The following is a 17,139-nucleotide window of genomic DNA, read 5'->3' as shown; positions in this document are numbered from 1 at the left end:
TCAGCATACTGAAATCTACACGTTTCCTCTGCCACCATTCATATTTCAACATCTCTGCATCCTAAAAATCCATACGCTCAGGATTACAAATGTAAGCATCCGGTTAAGGGATGGAAGATATAGTTTTCAACAGGTGTGGAAAAACAGTGGGAACATTATCAGAACGCAGTGGTGTAGCATGTTTCACGGGTTTTGTATACCCTGTATATGTAATATCATTTGTATGTGAAAAAGTGGTGTAAAAAAGTGTAGATATATGACATTTTTTTCCCCTTTACTGCTAAATCCATGAACTTCAACAGGAAAAAAGCCCGAAAAAAACTTTTGTTAAAAAGACTTCCCCTTATAGATATATATGCGATAATTTTTCATATTTACATCTTTAAGATATACACATATGCCCGACCCGGTTATCGCCCTACATGCGGTTAAGAAGAATTACCAGGATGTTCCTATCCTGGATATCCCCCAATTGGAGCTTCCAAAGGGCATCTACTGGCTGCAGGGCGAAAATGGCGCCGGCAAAACCACCTGTATGAAGGTGATGGCCGGGCTCATTCCCTTCAAAGGCGAAATCCTCCTGCAGGGAAATGTGAGCAGCCGCCAGCACCCGGTACAGTTCCGCCGCCTTATTAATTACGCTGAAGCAGAGCCACTGTACCCCTCTTTCCTTACAGGGCGCGACCTGCTGGAGCTGTACCTCAATACCAAAGGGGGCGACCGGGAAGCGGTACGCGACATCAGCGACAGTATGGGTGTGGATATCTATGTGAATAACCCGGTAAGCAGCTACTCCAGCGGCATGCTGAAAAAGCTGTCCCTGCTCCTGGCCTTTACCGGCAACCCCGCCCTCATCCTGCTCGATGAACCCCTCATCACCATCGATACCCGCGCACTGACGGTACTCTACGACCTCATTCGGACTTATAGCGCCAAAGGCGTTTCTTTTTGCATTACTTCCCACCAGGCACTGGATGCGGAAGAATTAACGGTCACGGGCACACTGAAAGTAGCTCATAAAAATATTACGCTCAGTTAATATGCGTACCACATCGGCTATACTCAGTAAGATATTCACTCAACGATTCTATATCCAGAATACGGGCTTTTTCCTGGTACTGTTTTACCTGCTCTTCGGCGTGGTCAACGGCGCCAACCTGGTCGCCTATCACAAAGCACTGATGCTCGGCTTCCTGGGAAACTACTCTTTCCTGCTTCTCGTCATGCTGCTATGGACGTCCTATGCCCTCAAATGCGTGGGATTTATCCTGAAAACATTCCAGCTGCAAGGGTACGATTTCCTTTTCCCTACCCTGGGCAGCGTCAGCAAACCGGCACGCATACGATTATGGCTGCTGCTGCATACCGCCATCTATATGCCGGTGCTGGTATACGCCGGCATCGCCCTCATCATAGCGATACAACACCAGTACTACGTGCCCGCCGCCCTGATCGTGGTATTGAATATGGCCAACTGCGTTTGGCCGTTGAGGTTATATGAGCGGAAACTGGCACAACCGGATGTTCTCTTTTTTACCAGCCACCTGCAACGCTGGCTCAACCGGCATTTCACCAAACCGCCCGTGCTGTTTTTCCTTTATGAATTATTGACCAATTTCCCGCGCCGCATTGTCAGCACTAAATTGTTTTCTGCCGGCGTATTGTGGCTTACTTTCCTGATCATGGAGAGAGGGGAATATTTTGATTTGCGTGGATTGCAGATCGGCGTGATGGTAAGCGTAATGATTCATATGCAGCTGATGGTACACCATCGCGCCTTTGATGATACGTATCTCCACTTCATGGAAAACCTGCCCATACGCCTGGCCGGCCACTACGCCCGGCTTATAGGCGTATATCTGATCATGTTTTTACCGGAGATGATCATGATTACGGTAAACGCCTATACGAAAACTCCTATCGGCGGACTCATTACCGTTTTTTGTACGGCACTGTCGTTACTCATTTTATTCCGCTGCCTGTTATATTTTCCGAAAATGAACCCGGAAATTCATGTGAGATATACTATGCTCACTTCCTTCATCGTATTGTTCATGATCCTCGGACATTACGAATGGCCGGCTATCCTGTTGTTACAGGCAGCATCGGCCATCATTTTCTTTAAAAAGTATCGTTCGTACGAGCCCTATATTCCACCGGAATCATGACTTCATCTTATCGCTCAGCTTAGCCAGCGATTCCAATAGCAATGGGAATTGTTTGATGAGGAATTCATCGGTTAAATTACCGGCCTCGTCAAATTTATGCTGTGCATGCGCAATCATAATTTCCGGTTTGTTGATAATATAAGCATTCAGGAATACCATTACCTGGCGCAGGTGGTACTGCATGCGGGCCGTACCTATTTGTCCCTGTGAAGCACCCATAATAGCTACCGCCTTTTCACTAAAAGGTTTGTCAGGATGGCGGGAAACCACGTCTATCGCGTTTTTCAACGCGCCGGGCACGGAGTAGTTGTATTCAGGCGATACAATGATCACTCCATCCGACTCTTTTATTTTCTTTACCAGCGGTACTACCTGTTCCGGTAATTGCTCGGTGTGCAGATCGGCATTATACAGCGGGATATTATCGTAATGTACCTGCTCAATGTGAATGTGCGAAGGCGCCAGCTGCTGCAGGGCTTTTAAGGCCATCGTGTTGTAGGAACCTTTGCGTAAACTGCCGGAGATGGCTACAAAGTGATAGTGTTTTTCGTCAGACATATGCTCATCATTTTGGCCAACGAATATATACATTTATATGCGTTTCTCTTTATTCACAAACTTGCGGTGAATAACTTCCTGTACAGGGATGCCTTCAATTTTACTTTCCAGCCAGGAAATGATATCCAGGTAAAGGAAGGAACGGCGTTCATACGGATCCTGTGAAATCTGTTCCAGTCTTTCCTTCAGGTCGGCAAAGGCATTGCGCAACGCTTTAGGATTGGCATAGATATACCGGCGCAAGAACTTCATAATTTCTTCCATCACCAGTCCAAGGTCTTTGTGTTTGGAGATGAAGTGATACACCGATTTAATCAGGTATTCTACCAGGCTGTAGTTTTCCAGCTCGTAATGGGCGATCAGGTGCAGGATACGGGCGAAGCATTGGATATCGGCCCGCAGGTTACCTATCTTCAGGTTAATGATTTTATTGAGATAAACAATGGCTTTGCTGTTATCTCCGCTACCAAAGTACAAACAGGCTATCTTATAGTAAAACACCAACACCCGGTGCTGGTCTATTTTCAGCGTATGTTTACTGATCTCGGTTTCCAGTTCCGGCACCATTGCTAAACCCTGGCTGAATGTGCCTTCCAGGAAGTAACGGTTGATTTTGGCGGTATATAGGTATACGAAAGCCGACGTGCGGGTATTCTCATGAAAATTATCCTGGTTGGCCTGTATAAAATCTTCCAGGTCCTGCAATGCCGCTTTGAACTTTTCGAAATTGGAAGTATAGAAATGAGCGGTGAGCAGGTTATGCTGCGCCTTGATGTACAGGTCCATATCGGTTTGCTGCAGGGAAGGGTATTTGCGGAACAGGTCTACCCATTTCTGCGTATAGCGGTAATACATCAGGAAATCCTGCAGGATATAGTAATACCAGCTGGAGGCCTGGTACATGTATACTTTTTCGTAAAAGCTCATATGCGCATGCTGGAGGGCCGGCAACTGGCTTTCGAAAAAGGATTTCACCATTTCCCCATCCCGTTCATTGCGGGCATGGCCGAGTTTGAGGTACAGCCCATACATGCGGAGCGACAGGGTAGAGAGGCGGCTGATATTGGTGAGTTGTTGCTCTATCTGCCGGGACTCGCTGCTGAGCACTTCCGCCCGGTTTTCCAGGCTGCGGGTGATGTGGCGCGACTCAATCAGTTTTTCAAACTCCACAATTTCGTAGGTCAGCATAACTTCTTCCTGCTCCATGGCCATGGACTTGGCTTTGGACAATATTTTCAGGCTCTGGTTATACAACCCTTTATTGTACAGCACCCGCGCATGATCCAACTGCTCCCGAAGGTCGATCAGCGGATCTTTCTGCTTGTACAATTGTCTTAAACTGGATAACAGGTGTTTGTAAAGATGTGCCTTTACATTCGACAACTGCTGTTTCTTGATATCGGTAATTTTCTTCAGTATCTGCTCCTCGTCATATTCCTTCATTTTGTCCAACGTGTTAAAAAGTTGGATGAATAAGACGTCTTCCTTGGTGTTATTTTTATTGAACGCCAGCTGAAAACTACGTTTTTCGGCTTTTGTGAGTGTTTTTATTAATATGAATAAGGCATCACTTTGACTGTTGGGCATCGTTATTAAAATCTTGTAAGTGACTGATAAACAGTGTTTTAGTGTATATCAAGTGCTGTTAAAGGTTGTAATTAAAGCAAATTTAGCAATATGGCATTTATTAATGACCATTAGATTTGAAGGTATAAACAATTCTAAAAGGAAGCAAAAGGATGGGAAAAACGTTATTTGATAAAATCTGGGACAGTCACATTGTGATGAGCAAGCCGGGGCATCCCGATGCCGTGTACATCAATACACACTTTATCCACGAGGTAACCAGCCCCCAGGCATTTGATGGATTACGTAAGCGTGGTATCCCGGTATTTCGTCCGGCCAAAACCAGGGCCACCGCCGACCACAACGTACCTACCTTACACCAGGATCAGCCCATCAAAGAGGCTTTGAGCCGCCACCAGGTGGAAATGCTGACCAAAAATACCAGTGAATACGGCGTAGAGCTGTATGGATTAGGTCACCGCTACCAGGGCATTGTACACGTGATAGGTCCCGAGCTGGGTATCACCCTGCCGGGTATGACCATTGTATGCGGCGACAGCCACACCAGCACCCACGGTGCTTTTGGCGCCGTTGCTTTCGGCATTGGCACCTCCGAAGTAGAGCAGGTACTGGCCACCCAGTGTATCCTGCAATACAAGCCTAAGCGCATGAAGATTGAAGTGAGCGGGCAGCTGGGCAAAGGCGTACTCTCTAAAGACATCATTCTCTATATCATCTCCAAAATATCCGCTTCCGGTGCTACCGGCTACTTTGTGGAATATGCCGGGGAAGCGATCCGCAACCTGAGCATGGAAGCCCGTATGACCATCTGTAATATGAGTATTGAGATGGGAGCACGCGGTGGACTCATTGCTCCGGACAGCACCACGTTCGATTATATCAAAGGCAGGGAGTTTGCTCCCAAAGGCGCCGACTGGGATAAAGCCCTGGAATACTGGAAAACGCTGTACTCCGATGCAGACGCCACTTTCGACAAGGTACTTACCTTCGATGCCGCCGATATAGAACCACAGATTACCTACGGTACCAATCCAGGAATGGGCATGGGCGTTACCCGCCATATTCCTGCCCTGGAGCAACTGGAAGAAAAGGAAAGGCCTTCTTTCAAAAAATCCCTCGAATACATGGACCTGCAACCCGGTGCTGAACTGCTGGGCAAAAAAGTAGACTACGTATTCATCGGTAGCTGCACCAACTCCCGCATCGAAGACTTGCGACTGGTAGCCGATTTCGTGAAAGGCAAGCACAAAGCCGATGACGTGGTGGTATGGATTGTACCCGGCTCCAAACAGGTGGAAGCACAGGCAAAAGAAGAAGGCATCGACAAAGTCTTTGCAGAGGCTGGTTTTCAGCTGCGTGAACCCGGATGCTCTGCCTGCCTGGCCATGAACGAAGACAAAGTGCCTGCCGGTATGTATTGCATCTCTACTTCCAATCGTAACTTCGAAGGTCGCCAGGGGCCCAATGCCCGCACCTTCCTGGCCAGCCCGCTCACCGCAGCAGCAGCAGCCATTACCGGTAAAGTAGCAGACGTAAGGGAATTATTATAAAAGCAACAACGATGGCAGATCAATGGAACGCTGAATTATATAAGGAGAAACATGCCTTTGTATTTGAATATGGCAACAGTCTGATCGACTGGTTGCAACCACAGGCCGGGGAACAAATCCTGGACCTGGGCTGCGGTACCGGCGAACTGACGGCGCAACTGGCACAATCCGGCGCGGAAGTAACAGGCATAGATGCCTCCGCAGCCATGGTTCAAAGCGCCCACGCGCATTTCCCGGGCATCCACTTTGAAGTAGCCGATGCCACCACTTTCGTGCTGCCAACAGCTTTCGATGGTATCTTTTCCAATGCCACCCTGCATTGGGTGCGCGAAAAAGAGAAAGCGATTGCCCGCATGTACGCCCAGCTGAAAAAGGGCGGCCGCCTGGCGATTGAAATGGGAGGTAAGGGCAACGTACAAACCATACTTGCCGCCCTGGAAAAGGCGATGCAGCAAAGAGGATATAGCTATGCGCCCTTCTGGTACTTCCCTTCCCCGGCAGAATATACTACCCTGCTGGAAAAGGCGGGGTTCCGGGTAGACCGCGTACACTTCTTTGATCGTCCTTCCAAACTGGTAAACCCCGAAACGGGAATCAGCGATTGGCTCGAAATGTTCGGACAACATTTCTTCGCCACCGTACCGGAAACCGATAAAATGGCCATACTGGCGCAAGTGCAGCAGGAAGTAGCGGGGCAACTGATGAAAGACAACGCGCTGTATGCCGATTACGTCCGCTTACGGGTGGCTGCCACAAAAATTTAAAATGTAATATTCACCATGAGTAAAATATTCCAACATCTCGTTTCACCTGCGGTACCTGTACCGATCGAAAATATAGATACCGACCAGATCATCCCGGCACGATTCCTGAAGGCTACTACCCGGGAAGGCTTCGGGGAAAACCTGTTCCGCGACTGGCGTTACGAAGCCGATAATACACCTAAGGCCGACTTTGTCATGAACAACCCGCTCTACAGCGGTGAAATCCTGGTAGCAGGAAAGAATTTCGGATGTGGATCTTCCCGCGAACACGCAGCCTGGGCTATTGCCGACGCAGGGTTTAAAGTAGTAGTGAGCAGCTTTTTTGCAGACATCTTCAAAAATAACGCCCTCAACAACTTCATCCTGCCCATCCAGGTAACAGAGGCTTTCCTCGACAAAATATTTGAAGCCATTTCCGCCAATCCTAAAGCAGCGCTGGAAGTAGATCTCGAAAACCAGTTTATCCGCATTGTGGCTACCGGCGAAAAAGAAAGCTTCGACATTAACCAGTATAAAAAAACCTGTTTAATGAACGGTTACGATGATATCGATTACCTGCTCAGTCTCCGTAAGGAAATCGAACAATACGAAACCACCAGACCATTTAATTTCTAACCGTTAAATACTAACGAAAAAAACAGCTAACAAAATAAAGCTTTATGGGCGTTGACAAGAAAATATTAGTAATACCCGGTGATGGGATCGGACAGGAAGTGACGGCATGGGGACAGAAAGTACTGATGGCGATTGCACAAAACTATCATCACACTTTCACTTTCGAAGAAGGGATCATGGGACACGTAGCAATTGAAGCTACGGGTAACCCGCTTCCCGACGAAACGTTAGAAAAGGCCAGGCGTTCAGATGCCATCCTCTTCGGGGCTATCGGTCATGCCAAATACGACAACGATCCTACTCTGAAAGTAAGACCAGAACAGGGATTGCTGAAAATCAGGAAAGAACTGGGATTATATGCTAATCTTCGCCCGATAAAGTTGTTTGATGAGCTGCTGGAAGCTTCCAGCATTAAGCCGGAAATACTGCGTGGAGCGGATATCCTCTTCTTCCGGGAACTGACCGGGGATGTGTATTTCGGAGAAAAGATCAGGACTGCCGACCGTAATACCGCTTCCGATCTCATGATCTATCATCGCTACGAAGTAGAGCGTATTGCCCGCAAAGCATATGAAGCTGCCCGTACCCGCCGTAAAAAGCTTTGCTCCGTAGATAAAGCAAACGTACTGGAAGCCAGCCGCCTCTGGAGAGAAGTAGTACAGGAAGTGGCCAAAGAATATCCAGATGTGGAAACAGAGCACATGTTTATTGATAATGCCGCTATGCAGCTGATTAAAGATCCTAAACGCTTTGATGTAGTGGTAACCGGTAACCTGTTTGGGGATATCCTCACCGATGAAGCGTCACAGATAGCTGGTTCCATGGGGATGCTGGCATCTGCTTCCGTAGGTGACAGCACCGGATTTTATGAGCCTATCCACGGTTCTGCACATGATATTGCCGGTAAAGGTATTGCCAACCCGCTGGCGTCTATCTTATCTGCCGCCCTGCTGCTGGATATTTCCTTTGGGCTGAAAACCGAATCACAACGGGTGATTAAAGCGGTAGAAGCTACACTCAAACAAGGTTTCAGGACAATGGATATTGCCAACAAACATACCGTTAACGATTGTATCATGGGCACCGATGCAATGGGTGCCAAAGTATTAGAGAATCTGAATTAATCATTCAATAAAATTATTACACCTATCATGGATAAAAATCGTGTATACGTCTTTGATACCACCTTGCGTGATGGAGAACAAGTTCCTGGCTGTCAGCTGACAACTGTAGAAAAAATTGAAGTAGCGAAAAAACTGGAAGCTTTAGGCGTAGATATTATCGAAGCCGGTTTCCCCATTTCCAGCCCTGGCGATTTCCAGAGCGTAGTGGAAATATCCAAAGCAGTATCGGAACCCGTTATCTGCGCCCTTACCCGCGCCAATACCAAAGATATTGACGCCGCCGCCGATGCGTTGCGTTTTGCTAAACGCGGACGTATCCACACTGGTATCGGTTCTTCTGATATGCACATCAAGTATAAATTCAACAGTACCCGGGACGAAATCCTGGAACGTGCGGTAGCCGCAGTGAAATATGCCCGCAAGTTTACTGATGATGTGGAATTTTATGCAGAAGACGCCGGTCGCGCCGACAACGAATACCTGGCCCGTATGATCGAGGCGGTGATTGCAGCAGGTGCCACCACCGTAAATATCCCCGATACCAACGGGTATTGCCTCCCGGATCAATACGGCGCTAAAATCAAATACCTGGTAGATCACGTATCCAATATCGATAAAGCGATTATCTCCGTACATTGCCACAACGACCTGGGACTGGCCACTGCCAATACCATTGCCGGTGTAGTGAATGGCGCCCGCCAGGTAGAATGTACCATCAATGGTATCGGCGAACGTGCCGGTAATACTTCACTCGAAGAAGTGGCCATGATCCTGAAAACGCACCATGCGCTGGGATATCATACCAACATCAACTCAAAAGGTATCTACGAAATCAGTAATCTCGTAGAAACCATGATGCATATGCCGGTACAGCCTAATAAAGCAATTGTAGGCCGTAATGCGTTTGCACACAGCTCCGGTATTCACCAGGATGGGGTACTGAAACACCGCGAAAACTACGAAATTCTGAATCCGGAAGACGTAGGTATCAACTCCAACTCCATTATTCTCACTGCCCGCAGCGGACGGCATGCCCTGAAGCACCACCTGCAGCGCCTGGGCTACAATCTCGATATCGTAAACGTTGATGAAGTATACCAGCGCTTCCTGGTATTGGCCGATTCCAAAAAGGAAATCAGCGATGCCGACCTGTTACAGCTCATGGGCGATGGCGACGAAAAGAATTACGATGATAAAGCGATCAAGGTAACCCTGTTACAGGTGGTATGTGGTGATCCGCTCCGCCCGATGGCGACCGTAAAACTCAAAATCAATGGGGAAGAAAGAGAAGCCAGCGCAGCCGGCAATGGCCCGGTAAATGCTACCATCAACGCTATTCATAATATTGTGAAAGATGAGATTGAACTGGACGAATTCAATATCCAGTCTATGCGCGGCGGTAGCGAAGACGTAAGTAAAGTAAATATGCGGGTGAAACATAACGGTATGTCGTACTATGGTTTCGGTATCTCTACCGATATCGTAAATGCTTCTGTACATGCTTATGTAGATGCCCTGAATAAGATATATTAAGTTATACGATAGCATTGAACAGGGGTGATCTGAACGGACGTCCGTTCAGATCACCCCTGTAACTTTTAACGCGGGTTCACGTTATACAGATATATAATACAACCCGATGAAAACAGCATTTATACTACTAATAGTATTATTGATATTCCCTGCCTGTAAGAAAGACAGTGATAACTGCTCCCGATATGGCATGGCTGATATCAACGGCGTCAGATATATAGGCACCAGCCGGGGAGAAGCAGGACAACAGGGCACTGCCTTTTTTGATGTTACCTGTGTGTTTCCCCATGGTTGTTATGCTATCAATAAATTTATATTAACAAAAGATAAAGATACCGTTGTTGTAGGGGCGGAATCTGTTCTGAATACCTGTACTGCCTGCATCCTCATGCCGATCTCTGCTACCAAAAATTTTGTGTTTACCCCCAGTGCTGCCGGTACTTATTATATAAAGTGGAAGGGAGTACCCAATCGCATAGACACTGTTTTTATCCGTTGATGTTAAAAGAAGATATCCATCAGGGGATATTTTTTATAATCGGGCAGGTAATAATGCCACCATTCCGTAGAACTTCCCTTAAATCCATGTTGTTTCATGGTATCCCGCAGTAGTTTGCGGTTGGCTGTCACCCCCGGGTCGGCAGGTGTATAGTTTTCATGTGCTTTCAGCGTAAAATCATCGAAGTCCGTAGGCATGGCCACGGGCTTATTGGTTGTCAGATCTACCATGCTGAGGTCTACGGCCACGCCACGGTTGTGCCCTGATCCTTTGCGGGGATCGGCGGCATACAGATCGTTGGGCACTATTTTAAACATGGCCTCCGTTACATGATAGGGGCGGTACGCATCATATATTAATAACCCGTACCCTTTTTTCCGTAAGGCTTCCTGGACGGCCTTCAGCGCTTTGGCAGCGGGTAGCCGCAGGTAAATATCGGTCCGGGTATACAGGCGTTGTTTGGTAAAATTATTCGTGGTAGCATACCGTATATCTTTTTTGATACCGGGGATATAATGCTCCAGGTTTACCAGCTGTTGATTGCTGTCATTTTTTACCAATTGTTCGTATTGTTGCTGGGTGTTGAGCACCGCTAATCCGTACTTGTTAACAGGTATTTTCTGGGCGTTTGCCTGGCTGATAATAGCGCCCAGCAGTGGTAATAGCAATCGTATTCTCATGTCCTTAAAATTCTCAAAAAAGCATCAAATTCGCGCCTAATTATTGAATTTTGCGAAAATAAGGCAAGAAAGTATGAAATACAGTGAAAATACAATTGTAATCGCCTTATATTAATAGGTATTTTAGAACCCTTAAAATTTTTAATGATGGAACTGTTCAGATTAGATAGTAAAGTGGCGGTTATCACAGGTGGTGGTAGCGGCATAGGACAGGCAATAGCGAAAACATTTGGCGCACAGGGTGCACAGGTGCATATCCTGGAGTTGAATGAAGATGGCGGGAAGACTACAGCGGAGGAAATCAGGGCGGCAGGCGGTCAGGCTACGGTACATGCCTGCAATGTGGCCGATCAGGCAGCAGTGATCCGGGTAATGGATGGTATTGTGAAAACAGCCGGAAAACTGGATATCCTGGTGAATTGCGCCGGTATTGCACATGTGGGGAATTTGGAGAATACTACAGAACAGGACTTCGACCGGGTATACCAGGTCAATGTAAAAGGGACTTATAACTGCATGTATGCAGTAATTAAACAAATGAAAGCGCAAGGCGGCGGGGTCATCCTCAACGTAGCCTCCATTGCTTCCAGCGTGGGCATACCAGACCGGCTGGCCTACTCTATGAGTAAAGGAGCCGTATTAACGCTCACTTTATCCGTGGCGAAAGACTACCTGGGCGCCAATATCCGCTGCAACTGCATATCTCCTGCCAGGGTGCATACGCCGTTTGTAGACGGGTTTATTGCCAAAAACTATCCCGGTAAAGAGGCGGAAATGTTTGAAAAACTGAGTAAAACACAGCCTATCGGGCGCATGGCCAAACCCGTGGAAGTAGGTAACCTGGCATTATATCTCTGCTCCGATGAAGCAGGATTTATTACCGGTACCGATTATCCTATTGATGGTGGTTTTATCAGGTTGAATAATTAATAGAATGGGGTATCAAAGTGCGGACGATTACCCGTATCTTTCGATTTATTCATTCATTAATTTTTAATTATATCATGCAACAATTTCGGATAGGGCTGACAATCGCATTGGCCATATTTACTGCCTGTAACAGCGGCAATCAATCTGCAAACAGTAAACCCGGCGCAGATACATCTGCCGTGGTACCGGCTACACCCGCAGGAAAAATAGCGGTTAGTATTGCTAACCGGGATAAAGATACGGCGTTGGTCACCATCAACTTCCAGCTGAATGGTCAGACCAAGGAAAAGACCTTTGAACAAACTATTTTAAAAGAGATATCAGATGCCGACCTGTACAAAGTGTTGTGGGATGCGCCAAACAGCTGTTATATCGGCGTATTGAAAGCTAACCACCAGCCACGTTATTATCACGCCTCCGTGAGTGATAAAAATGATCTGAAGATATTATGGTTTGCTTCTCCGTCAGAACGTATCTGGGGCTACATGGAAAATACCATGGGACTGGGTAAAGTATCTGCCGGCAGCGACATGGTGCAGCAATACAAGAAAAATTTCCAGTCAGGCAACATCATCGGCGATTTCATTGCAGAAATCAAGCCCGATGCTTCACCGGATAGCCTGGAGCTGTATGTGGAATTTGGCGGTATCAGGAAAAGCATGTTCATGGCCGTTCCTAAAGGTTCCAAAGGAGTGATTCAACCAACCGGTCAGCCAGATCATGTGTATTTCTCCTTTGTAAAAGACAACAAGGCAGAACCGATGATTGATCTGCATGTAGAAAATGGACGGTTGCAGGTAAAAACATTGAAAGAAATTAAGTAAGCATAATAAAAAATATATTGAAATGAAACTGATCAGGTTCGGTTTACCGGGAGAAGAAAAAGCAGGTCTTGTAACAGATGCCGGTATGTTTGATGTGAGTGCATTTGGAGAAGACTATGGAGAGAAATTCTTTGCCACTAATGGACTGGAGCGCCTGGCTGCCTGGTTTACCCAGCACGCCGGCGAATGCCCGCAGGTACCTGCAGGCACCCGCCTCGGAGCCCCTATCCAACGTCCTTCCAAAATCATTTGTATTGGTCTTAACTATGCTGACCACGCCCGTGAAACCAATGCTGCTATCCCCGCAGAACCTATCGTGTTCTTCAAAAGCACTACCGCGCTGGTAGGACCTAATGATAACCTGGTAATTCCCCGCAACAGTGAAAAAACAGACTGGGAAGTGGAACTGGTAGTCGTGATTGGTAAAAAAGCTACTTATGTAGAGGAAAAAGATGCGCTGGACTATGTAGCCGGTTATTGCCTCCACAACGACTATAGCGAAAGAGCTTTCCAGATTGAAAGAGGCGGACAATGGGTGAAAGGAAAAAGCTGCGATACGTTTGCTCCCCTGGGCCCATGGATGGCTACCAAAGATGAAATTGCCGATGTAAATAATCTTCGTTTATGGCTCACCGTTAATGGCCAGAAAATGCAGGATGGCAACACCTCCAACTTCATTTTCAATGTACAATACGTGGTTTCTTACCTCAGCCAGTTTATGACCTTGCTCCCGGGAGATATCATCTCTACTGGTACACCGGCAGGAGTGGGCCTGGGTATGAATCCACAGGTATACCTGAAGGCAGGCGATGTGATTGAACTGGGCATTGATGGCCTGGGCACTTCCAAACAAACAGCAGTAGCTTATAAATAACCGGTATGAAACCGAGCATGATAAATTCTTCATCACATAAGGCAATGTTAATGCGAGGTTCCATCCGACAACTAAAAAACAAATATTAACGGATGAAAAGATATTGTCTGGCACTGGACCTGGTAGATGATCCGCAGTTGATCAGTGAATACGAAGCTTATCACCGCAACGTATCTGCCGAAATAAAGAAAAGCATTACGGACGCCGGTATTACGGTCATGGACATTTACCGCATCGGTAACCGTTTATTTATGATCATGGAAGTAGATGATACTTTCTCTTTCGAACGTAAAGCAGCCATGGATGCGGCTAACCCTGCGGTAAAAGTATGGGAAGACCTGATGTGGAAATACCAGCAATCTTTGCCGGTAGCCAAAAACGGCGAGAAGTGGATGATCATGGAACAAATTTTTGCATTGTAATACTATGTGCTCCTGTCCCCTGCGCATGGCGGGGGACAGGAGTATCACACAAATACTTATATGGTTATTGACGCACACCAACATTTCTGGCAGTATCAGCCGGTTCGGGATGCCTGGATAGATGAATCCATGCAGGTGATCCGCCGCGATTTTTTGCCGGAAGATTTAATACCGGTGCTGGAAGATAATGGTGTTCATGGCTGTATAGCCGTACAGGCCGATCAATCGGTCGAAGAAACTTCCTTTTTACTGTCGCTTGCCGAAAAGCACGACTTTATCAAGGGAGTAGTGGGCTGGATCGACCTGCGGGCCGATAACATCCATGAGCAATTGCAACAATATGCCGGCCACCCGCTGCTGAAAGGCTTCCGTCATATTGTACAGGCAGAACCGGATTTCAATTTCCTGCTGGGAGGAGATTTCTGCCGGGGTATCAAAGCATTGGCGCAACACCAGTTCACGTATGATATCCTCGTATATCCAAAACAGTTACCTGCCGTAGAAGAGTTTGTACAGCTGTTTCCCGACCAGGCGCTCATCATCGATCACCTGGCCAAACCGTATGTTAAAACCGGTGAACTGGCAGAATGGGCCGCACAAATGCGGCGCATCGCCCGGGCTCCGCATGTCTATTGCAAGTTGAGCGGACTGGTTACAGAAGCCGACTGGCAGCAGTGGAAGCCCGCGCATTTCCGGCCCTTCCTGGAAGTGGCCCTGGAGGCATTTGGCGCCAACAGGCTGGTATATGGCTCCGATTGGCCCGTATGTCTGCTGGCAGCACAATACCATGAGGTGAAACATATCGTCACCGATTTCATCAGCACGTTATCAACATCAGAACAACAACAAATAATGGGAGGTAATGCCTGCTCATTTTATCATCTATAAAAAATAATATCATACACACTATGGATTTAGGATTACAGGAGAAAGTGATAATAGTTACCGGTGGCGCTAAAGGCATTGGAGAAGCCATATCTAAGCTGGTAGCTGCAGAAGGAGGTATTGTGGTAATTGCCGGCAGAAGTACGGCAGACAATGAAAAAACAGTCAATGACATCATCGCCGCCGGTGGTAAGGCACTCGCTGTTACCGCCGAACTCGGACTGGTAGATGACTGCAGAAAAGTAATCACTGAAACTGTAGCTAAGTATGGCAAAATAGACGGACTGGTAAACAATGCCGGCGCCAACGACGGCGTAGGCCTGGAAAATGGTAGCCCGGAAAGATTTATGCAATCATTGCAAAATAACTTATCCCACTACTACAACCTGGCTCATTTCGCATTGCCTTACCTGAAAGCTACCAAAGGTAATATTGTAAACATCGGTTCTAAAGTAGCAACCACTGGTCAGGGTAATACCAGCGGCTATGCGGCTTCCAAAGGCGCTATCAATGCACTTACCCGCGAATGGGCGGTAGAAATGCTGCCGTATTCCATCCGTATCAATACCGTGATCCCTGCCGAAGTATGGACACCATTGTATGAAACATGGATTAATTCCTTACCTAACCCGCAGGAAAAGCTGGCATCCATCACGGCCAAAATTCCATTCGAAAGAAGAATGACCACTTCAGCAGAAATCGCCAACACCACCGTATTTTTGCTGTCGCCACGTTCGTCTCATACAACCGGACAAATAGTTTATGTAGATGGTGGTTACACCCATCTCGACAGATCCATCAGCTAAGGAACAAGAGCCAATACACGTTATCATTATATATTTTACCTGAAACATTAAATTCTTCGTTATGGCCGGAGGCGCAGTAAGTAATTCCACCTATACCAGTACCAAGGATACCGGCGCAAAGCCAGGTAGCTACCTTTTCCCGTTTATATTAGTGACCAGCCTGTTTTTCCTGTGGGGACTGGCTTATGGTCTGTTAGATGTGTTGAATAAGCATTTCCAGGAAGTATTGAATATTACCACCAAACGTTCTACCTTATTACAAGGCGCTTATTTTGGTGCTTATTTCCTGATGGCATTGCCCGCAGGAATGTTTATGAATAAATTCGGATACAAGAAAGGTATTATCCTGGGGCTGATGTTATATGCCATTGGTGCTTTCCTGTTTTATCCGGCTGCCAATGCACTCAATTTTGATTTTTTCCTGGCGGCATTATTTATCCTGGCTTGTGGATTAGCTTGCCTGGAAACCGCTGCCAATCCATATGTAACAGTATTGGGTGCTAAAGAAACCTCTGAACAACGACTCAATTTATCGCAATGCTTTAATGGACTGGGCTCTTTCCTGGGGCCTATCATCGGCGCCAAGTTGTTTTTTGGAAGTGGCAGCAATGACCTGACTACGGTAAAACTGACCTACATCGCCATTGGCGTGGTGGTGTTATTGATTGCAGGATTCTTTTACAGAACACCGCTGCCTGAAATTAAAGAAGCAGAGCAGGAGGGAAAGGAAGTAATGGAAGATACCCGCCCGCTTTTTGCCCACCGTCACTTTGTACTTGGCGTAGTAGCCCAGTTTTTCTATGTGGCGGCACAGGTAGGAGTAGGAGCGCTGTTTATCAACTACGTTACCGCTTACTGGCATGGTATTTCCACCGAAAACGCATCTTACCTGTTGTCTGTAGGCATGGCTTTATTTATGGGAGGCCGTTTTGTGGGTACCGCGTTAATGCGTAAAGTTGCCCCTAACCAGTTACTCGCTATTTATGCGTTTATCAATATGTGCTTATGCGCGTTTGTGATGACGGGTAACGGTGCGCCTTCTGTGTATGCGCTGATCGCTGTTTTCTTCTTCATGTCTATCATGTTCCCCACCATTTTTGCGCTGGGCGTAAAAGACCTGGGAAAAAATACCAAGCGGGGCGCTTCCTTCCAGGTAATGTCTATAGTGGGAGGTGCTTCTGTGCCTTATGTAATGGGTATTGTTACCGAATGGCAGTCATTGGCTATTTCCTACGGTATTCCTACTATCTGCTTTTTCATCGTGTTCCTATACGGTTGGAAGGGGTATAAGAGAGTATAACCAGTTATTTCTTTTTCATA

General features: G+C 46.9%; 18 protein-coding genes. 15 read left to right on the top strand and 3 right to left on the bottom strand.

The window, feature by feature from the left end; genetic code table 11:
* Nucleotides 1-397 precede the first annotated feature (397 nt).
* Both FHW36_RS20615 and FHW36_RS20610 read left to right on the top strand, forming a co-directional pair.
* A complete protein-coding gene (locus FHW36_RS20615) occupies nucleotides 398-1,039 on the top strand; it encodes an ABC transporter ATP-binding protein (protein WP_145671477.1) in 642 nt (213 codons plus the stop codon).
* 1 nt (nucleotide 1,040) lies between these two features.
* Nucleotides 1,041-2,168: a hypothetical protein gene (locus FHW36_RS20610; RefSeq protein WP_145671476.1), complete on the top strand. Its 1,128-nt coding sequence runs from the start codon at nucleotides 1,041-1,043 to the stop codon at nucleotides 2,166-2,168.
* On the opposite strand, the gene FHW36_RS20605 is transcribed toward FHW36_RS20610, so the two are convergent.
* Both FHW36_RS20605 and FHW36_RS20600 read right to left on the bottom strand, forming a co-directional pair.
* Complete coding sequence (locus tag FHW36_RS20605; RefSeq protein ID WP_211092307.1) at nucleotides 2,163-2,726, bottom strand: NADPH-dependent FMN reductase; 564 nt, start codon at nucleotides 2,724-2,726, stop codon at nucleotides 2,163-2,165. The genes FHW36_RS20610 and FHW36_RS20605 overlap by 6 nt on opposite strands.
* A 33-nt stretch (nucleotides 2,727-2,759) precedes the next feature.
* On the bottom strand, nucleotides 2,760-4,169 hold the full coding sequence (locus tag FHW36_RS20600) for a hypothetical protein (RefSeq protein ID WP_246121202.1): 1,410 nt from the start codon (nucleotides 4,167-4,169) through the stop codon (nucleotides 2,760-2,762).
* A gap of 296 nt (nucleotides 4,170-4,465) precedes the next feature.
* On the opposite strand from FHW36_RS20600, the gene leuC reads away from it, so the two are divergent.
* The 6 genes from leuC (at nucleotide 4,466) to FHW36_RS20570 (ending at nucleotide 10,398) form a co-directional block, all read left to right on the top strand.
* Nucleotides 4,466-5,863, top strand: a complete 1,398-nt coding sequence (gene leuC, locus FHW36_RS20595; RefSeq protein WP_145671473.1) for a 3-isopropylmalate dehydratase large subunit — start codon at nucleotides 4,466-4,468, stop codon at nucleotides 5,861-5,863.
* Between the two features lie 11 nt (nucleotides 5,864-5,874).
* Nucleotides 5,875-6,627 (top strand): class I SAM-dependent methyltransferase, encoded by a 753-nt coding sequence (locus FHW36_RS20590; protein ID WP_145671472.1) that lies wholly within the window; start codon nucleotides 5,875-5,877, stop codon nucleotides 6,625-6,627.
* A 15-nt stretch (nucleotides 6,628-6,642) separates the two neighbouring features.
* Nucleotides 6,643-7,242 carry a 3-isopropylmalate dehydratase small subunit gene (leuD, locus tag FHW36_RS20585; protein ID WP_145671471.1) on the top strand — a complete coding sequence of 200 codons (600 nt, stop codon included), beginning with the start codon at nucleotides 6,643-6,645 and terminating at the stop codon, nucleotides 7,240-7,242.
* A 44-nt stretch (nucleotides 7,243-7,286) separates the two neighbouring features.
* Entirely contained in the window at nucleotides 7,287-8,366 is a 1,080-nt protein-coding gene (gene leuB / locus FHW36_RS20580; protein ID WP_145671470.1) for a 3-isopropylmalate dehydrogenase, read from the top strand.
* A gap of 27 nt (nucleotides 8,367-8,393) precedes the next feature.
* Nucleotides 8,394-9,899 (top strand): 2-isopropylmalate synthase, encoded by a 1,506-nt coding sequence (locus FHW36_RS20575; RefSeq protein ID WP_145671469.1) that lies wholly within the window; start codon nucleotides 8,394-8,396, stop codon nucleotides 9,897-9,899.
* Between the two features lie 106 nt (nucleotides 9,900-10,005).
* Nucleotides 10,006-10,398 (top strand): hypothetical protein, encoded by a 393-nt coding sequence (locus tag FHW36_RS20570; protein ID WP_145671468.1) that lies wholly within the window; start codon nucleotides 10,006-10,008, stop codon nucleotides 10,396-10,398.
* A gap of 2 nt (nucleotides 10,399-10,400) precedes the next feature.
* Here FHW36_RS20570 and FHW36_RS20565 read toward each other — a convergent pair whose 3' ends face one another.
* Entirely contained in the window at nucleotides 10,401-11,078 is a 678-nt protein-coding gene (locus FHW36_RS20565; RefSeq protein WP_145671467.1) for a M15 family metallopeptidase, read from the bottom strand.
* Between the two features lie 147 nt (nucleotides 11,079-11,225).
* On the opposite strand from FHW36_RS20565, the gene FHW36_RS20560 reads away from it, so the two are divergent.
* The 7 genes from FHW36_RS20560 (at nucleotide 11,226) to FHW36_RS20530 (ending at nucleotide 17,119) form a co-directional block, all read left to right on the top strand.
* Nucleotides 11,226-12,008: an SDR family NAD(P)-dependent oxidoreductase gene (locus tag FHW36_RS20560; protein WP_211172592.1), complete on the top strand. Its 783-nt coding sequence runs from the start codon at nucleotides 11,226-11,228 to the stop codon at nucleotides 12,006-12,008.
* A 74-nt stretch (nucleotides 12,009-12,082) separates the two neighbouring features.
* Nucleotides 12,083-12,832 (top strand): hypothetical protein, encoded by a 750-nt coding sequence (locus FHW36_RS20555; RefSeq protein ID WP_145671466.1) that lies wholly within the window; start codon nucleotides 12,083-12,085, stop codon nucleotides 12,830-12,832.
* A 22-nt stretch (nucleotides 12,833-12,854) separates the two neighbouring features.
* Nucleotides 12,855-13,706 carry a fumarylacetoacetate hydrolase family protein gene (locus FHW36_RS20550; protein ID WP_145671465.1) on the top strand — a complete coding sequence of 284 codons (852 nt, stop codon included), beginning with the start codon at nucleotides 12,855-12,857 and terminating at the stop codon, nucleotides 13,704-13,706.
* A 92-nt stretch (nucleotides 13,707-13,798) separates the two neighbouring features.
* A complete protein-coding gene (locus tag FHW36_RS20545) occupies nucleotides 13,799-14,128 on the top strand; it encodes an L-rhamnose mutarotase (RefSeq protein ID WP_145671464.1) in 330 nt (109 codons plus the stop codon).
* A gap of 60 nt (nucleotides 14,129-14,188) precedes the next feature.
* Nucleotides 14,189-15,016, top strand: a complete 828-nt coding sequence (locus FHW36_RS20540) for an amidohydrolase family protein (RefSeq protein ID WP_145671463.1) — start codon at nucleotides 14,189-14,191, stop codon at nucleotides 15,014-15,016.
* A gap of 20 nt (nucleotides 15,017-15,036) precedes the next feature.
* The gene (locus FHW36_RS20535) at nucleotides 15,037-15,819 is read left to right on the top strand and encodes an L-fucose dehydrogenase (protein WP_145671462.1); all 783 of its coding nucleotides are present in this window, start codon (nucleotides 15,037-15,039) and stop codon (nucleotides 15,817-15,819) included.
* A 61-nt stretch (nucleotides 15,820-15,880) separates the two neighbouring features.
* Nucleotides 15,881-17,119, top strand: a complete 1,239-nt coding sequence (locus FHW36_RS20530; RefSeq protein WP_145671461.1) for a sugar MFS transporter — start codon at nucleotides 15,881-15,883, stop codon at nucleotides 17,117-17,119.
* Nucleotides 17,120-17,139: the final 20 nt, after the last annotated feature.

This window comes from Chitinophaga polysaccharea, assembly GCF_007829335.1.
GTDB classification, from domain to species: domain Bacteria; phylum Bacteroidota; class Bacteroidia; order Chitinophagales; family Chitinophagaceae; genus Chitinophaga; species Chitinophaga polysaccharea_B.
The sequence above is the reverse complement of the archived record's forward strand: the minus strand, read 5'-3'. Positions and strand labels throughout refer to the sequence as shown.

What these genes read in the sequence shown, in the direction of transcription:
- FHW36_RS20610 (WP_145671476.1), top strand. Translation starts at nt 1,041, where the DNA reads ATGCGTACCACATCGGCTATACTCAGTAAGATATTCACTCAACGATTC.
- FHW36_RS20555 (WP_145671466.1), top strand. Translation starts at nt 12,083, where the DNA reads ATGCAACAATTTCGGATAGGGCTGACAATCGCATTGGCCATATTTACT.
- leuC (WP_145671473.1), top strand. Translation starts at nt 4,466, where the DNA reads ATGGGAAAAACGTTATTTGATAAAATCTGGGACAGTCACATTGTGATG.
- FHW36_RS20600 (WP_246121202.1), bottom strand. Translation starts at nt 4,169, where the DNA reads ATGAAGGAATATGACGAGGAGCAGATACTGAAGAAAATTACCGATATC.
- FHW36_RS20590 (WP_145671472.1), top strand. Translation starts at nt 5,875, where the DNA reads ATGGCAGATCAATGGAACGCTGAATTATATAAGGAGAAACATGCCTTT.
- leuB (WP_145671470.1), top strand. Translation starts at nt 7,287, where the DNA reads ATGGGCGTTGACAAGAAAATATTAGTAATACCCGGTGATGGGATCGGA.
- FHW36_RS20545 (WP_145671464.1), top strand. Translation starts at nt 13,799, where the DNA reads ATGAAAAGATATTGTCTGGCACTGGACCTGGTAGATGATCCGCAGTTG.
- FHW36_RS20615 (WP_145671477.1), top strand. Translation starts at nt 398, where the DNA reads ATGCCCGACCCGGTTATCGCCCTACATGCGGTTAAGAAGAATTACCAG.
- FHW36_RS20565 (WP_145671467.1), bottom strand. Translation starts at nt 11,078, where the DNA reads ATGAGAATACGATTGCTATTACCACTGCTGGGCGCTATTATCAGCCAG.
- FHW36_RS20530 (WP_145671461.1), top strand. Translation starts at nt 15,881, where the DNA reads ATGGCCGGAGGCGCAGTAAGTAATTCCACCTATACCAGTACCAAGGAT.
- FHW36_RS20570 (WP_145671468.1), top strand. Translation starts at nt 10,006, where the DNA reads ATGAAAACAGCATTTATACTACTAATAGTATTATTGATATTCCCTGCC.
- FHW36_RS20540 (WP_145671463.1), top strand. Translation starts at nt 14,189, where the DNA reads ATGGTTATTGACGCACACCAACATTTCTGGCAGTATCAGCCGGTTCGG.
- FHW36_RS20550 (WP_145671465.1), top strand. Translation starts at nt 12,855, where the DNA reads ATGAAACTGATCAGGTTCGGTTTACCGGGAGAAGAAAAAGCAGGTCTT.
- FHW36_RS20605 (WP_211092307.1), bottom strand. Translation starts at nt 2,726, where the DNA reads ATGTCTGACGAAAAACACTATCACTTTGTAGCCATCTCCGGCAGTTTA.
- leuD (WP_145671471.1), top strand. Translation starts at nt 6,643, where the DNA reads ATGAGTAAAATATTCCAACATCTCGTTTCACCTGCGGTACCTGTACCG.
- FHW36_RS20560 (WP_211172592.1), top strand. Translation starts at nt 11,226, where the DNA reads ATGGAACTGTTCAGATTAGATAGTAAAGTGGCGGTTATCACAGGTGGT.
- FHW36_RS20575 (WP_145671469.1), top strand. Translation starts at nt 8,394, where the DNA reads ATGGATAAAAATCGTGTATACGTCTTTGATACCACCTTGCGTGATGGA.
- FHW36_RS20535 (WP_145671462.1), top strand. Translation starts at nt 15,037, where the DNA reads ATGGATTTAGGATTACAGGAGAAAGTGATAATAGTTACCGGTGGCGCT.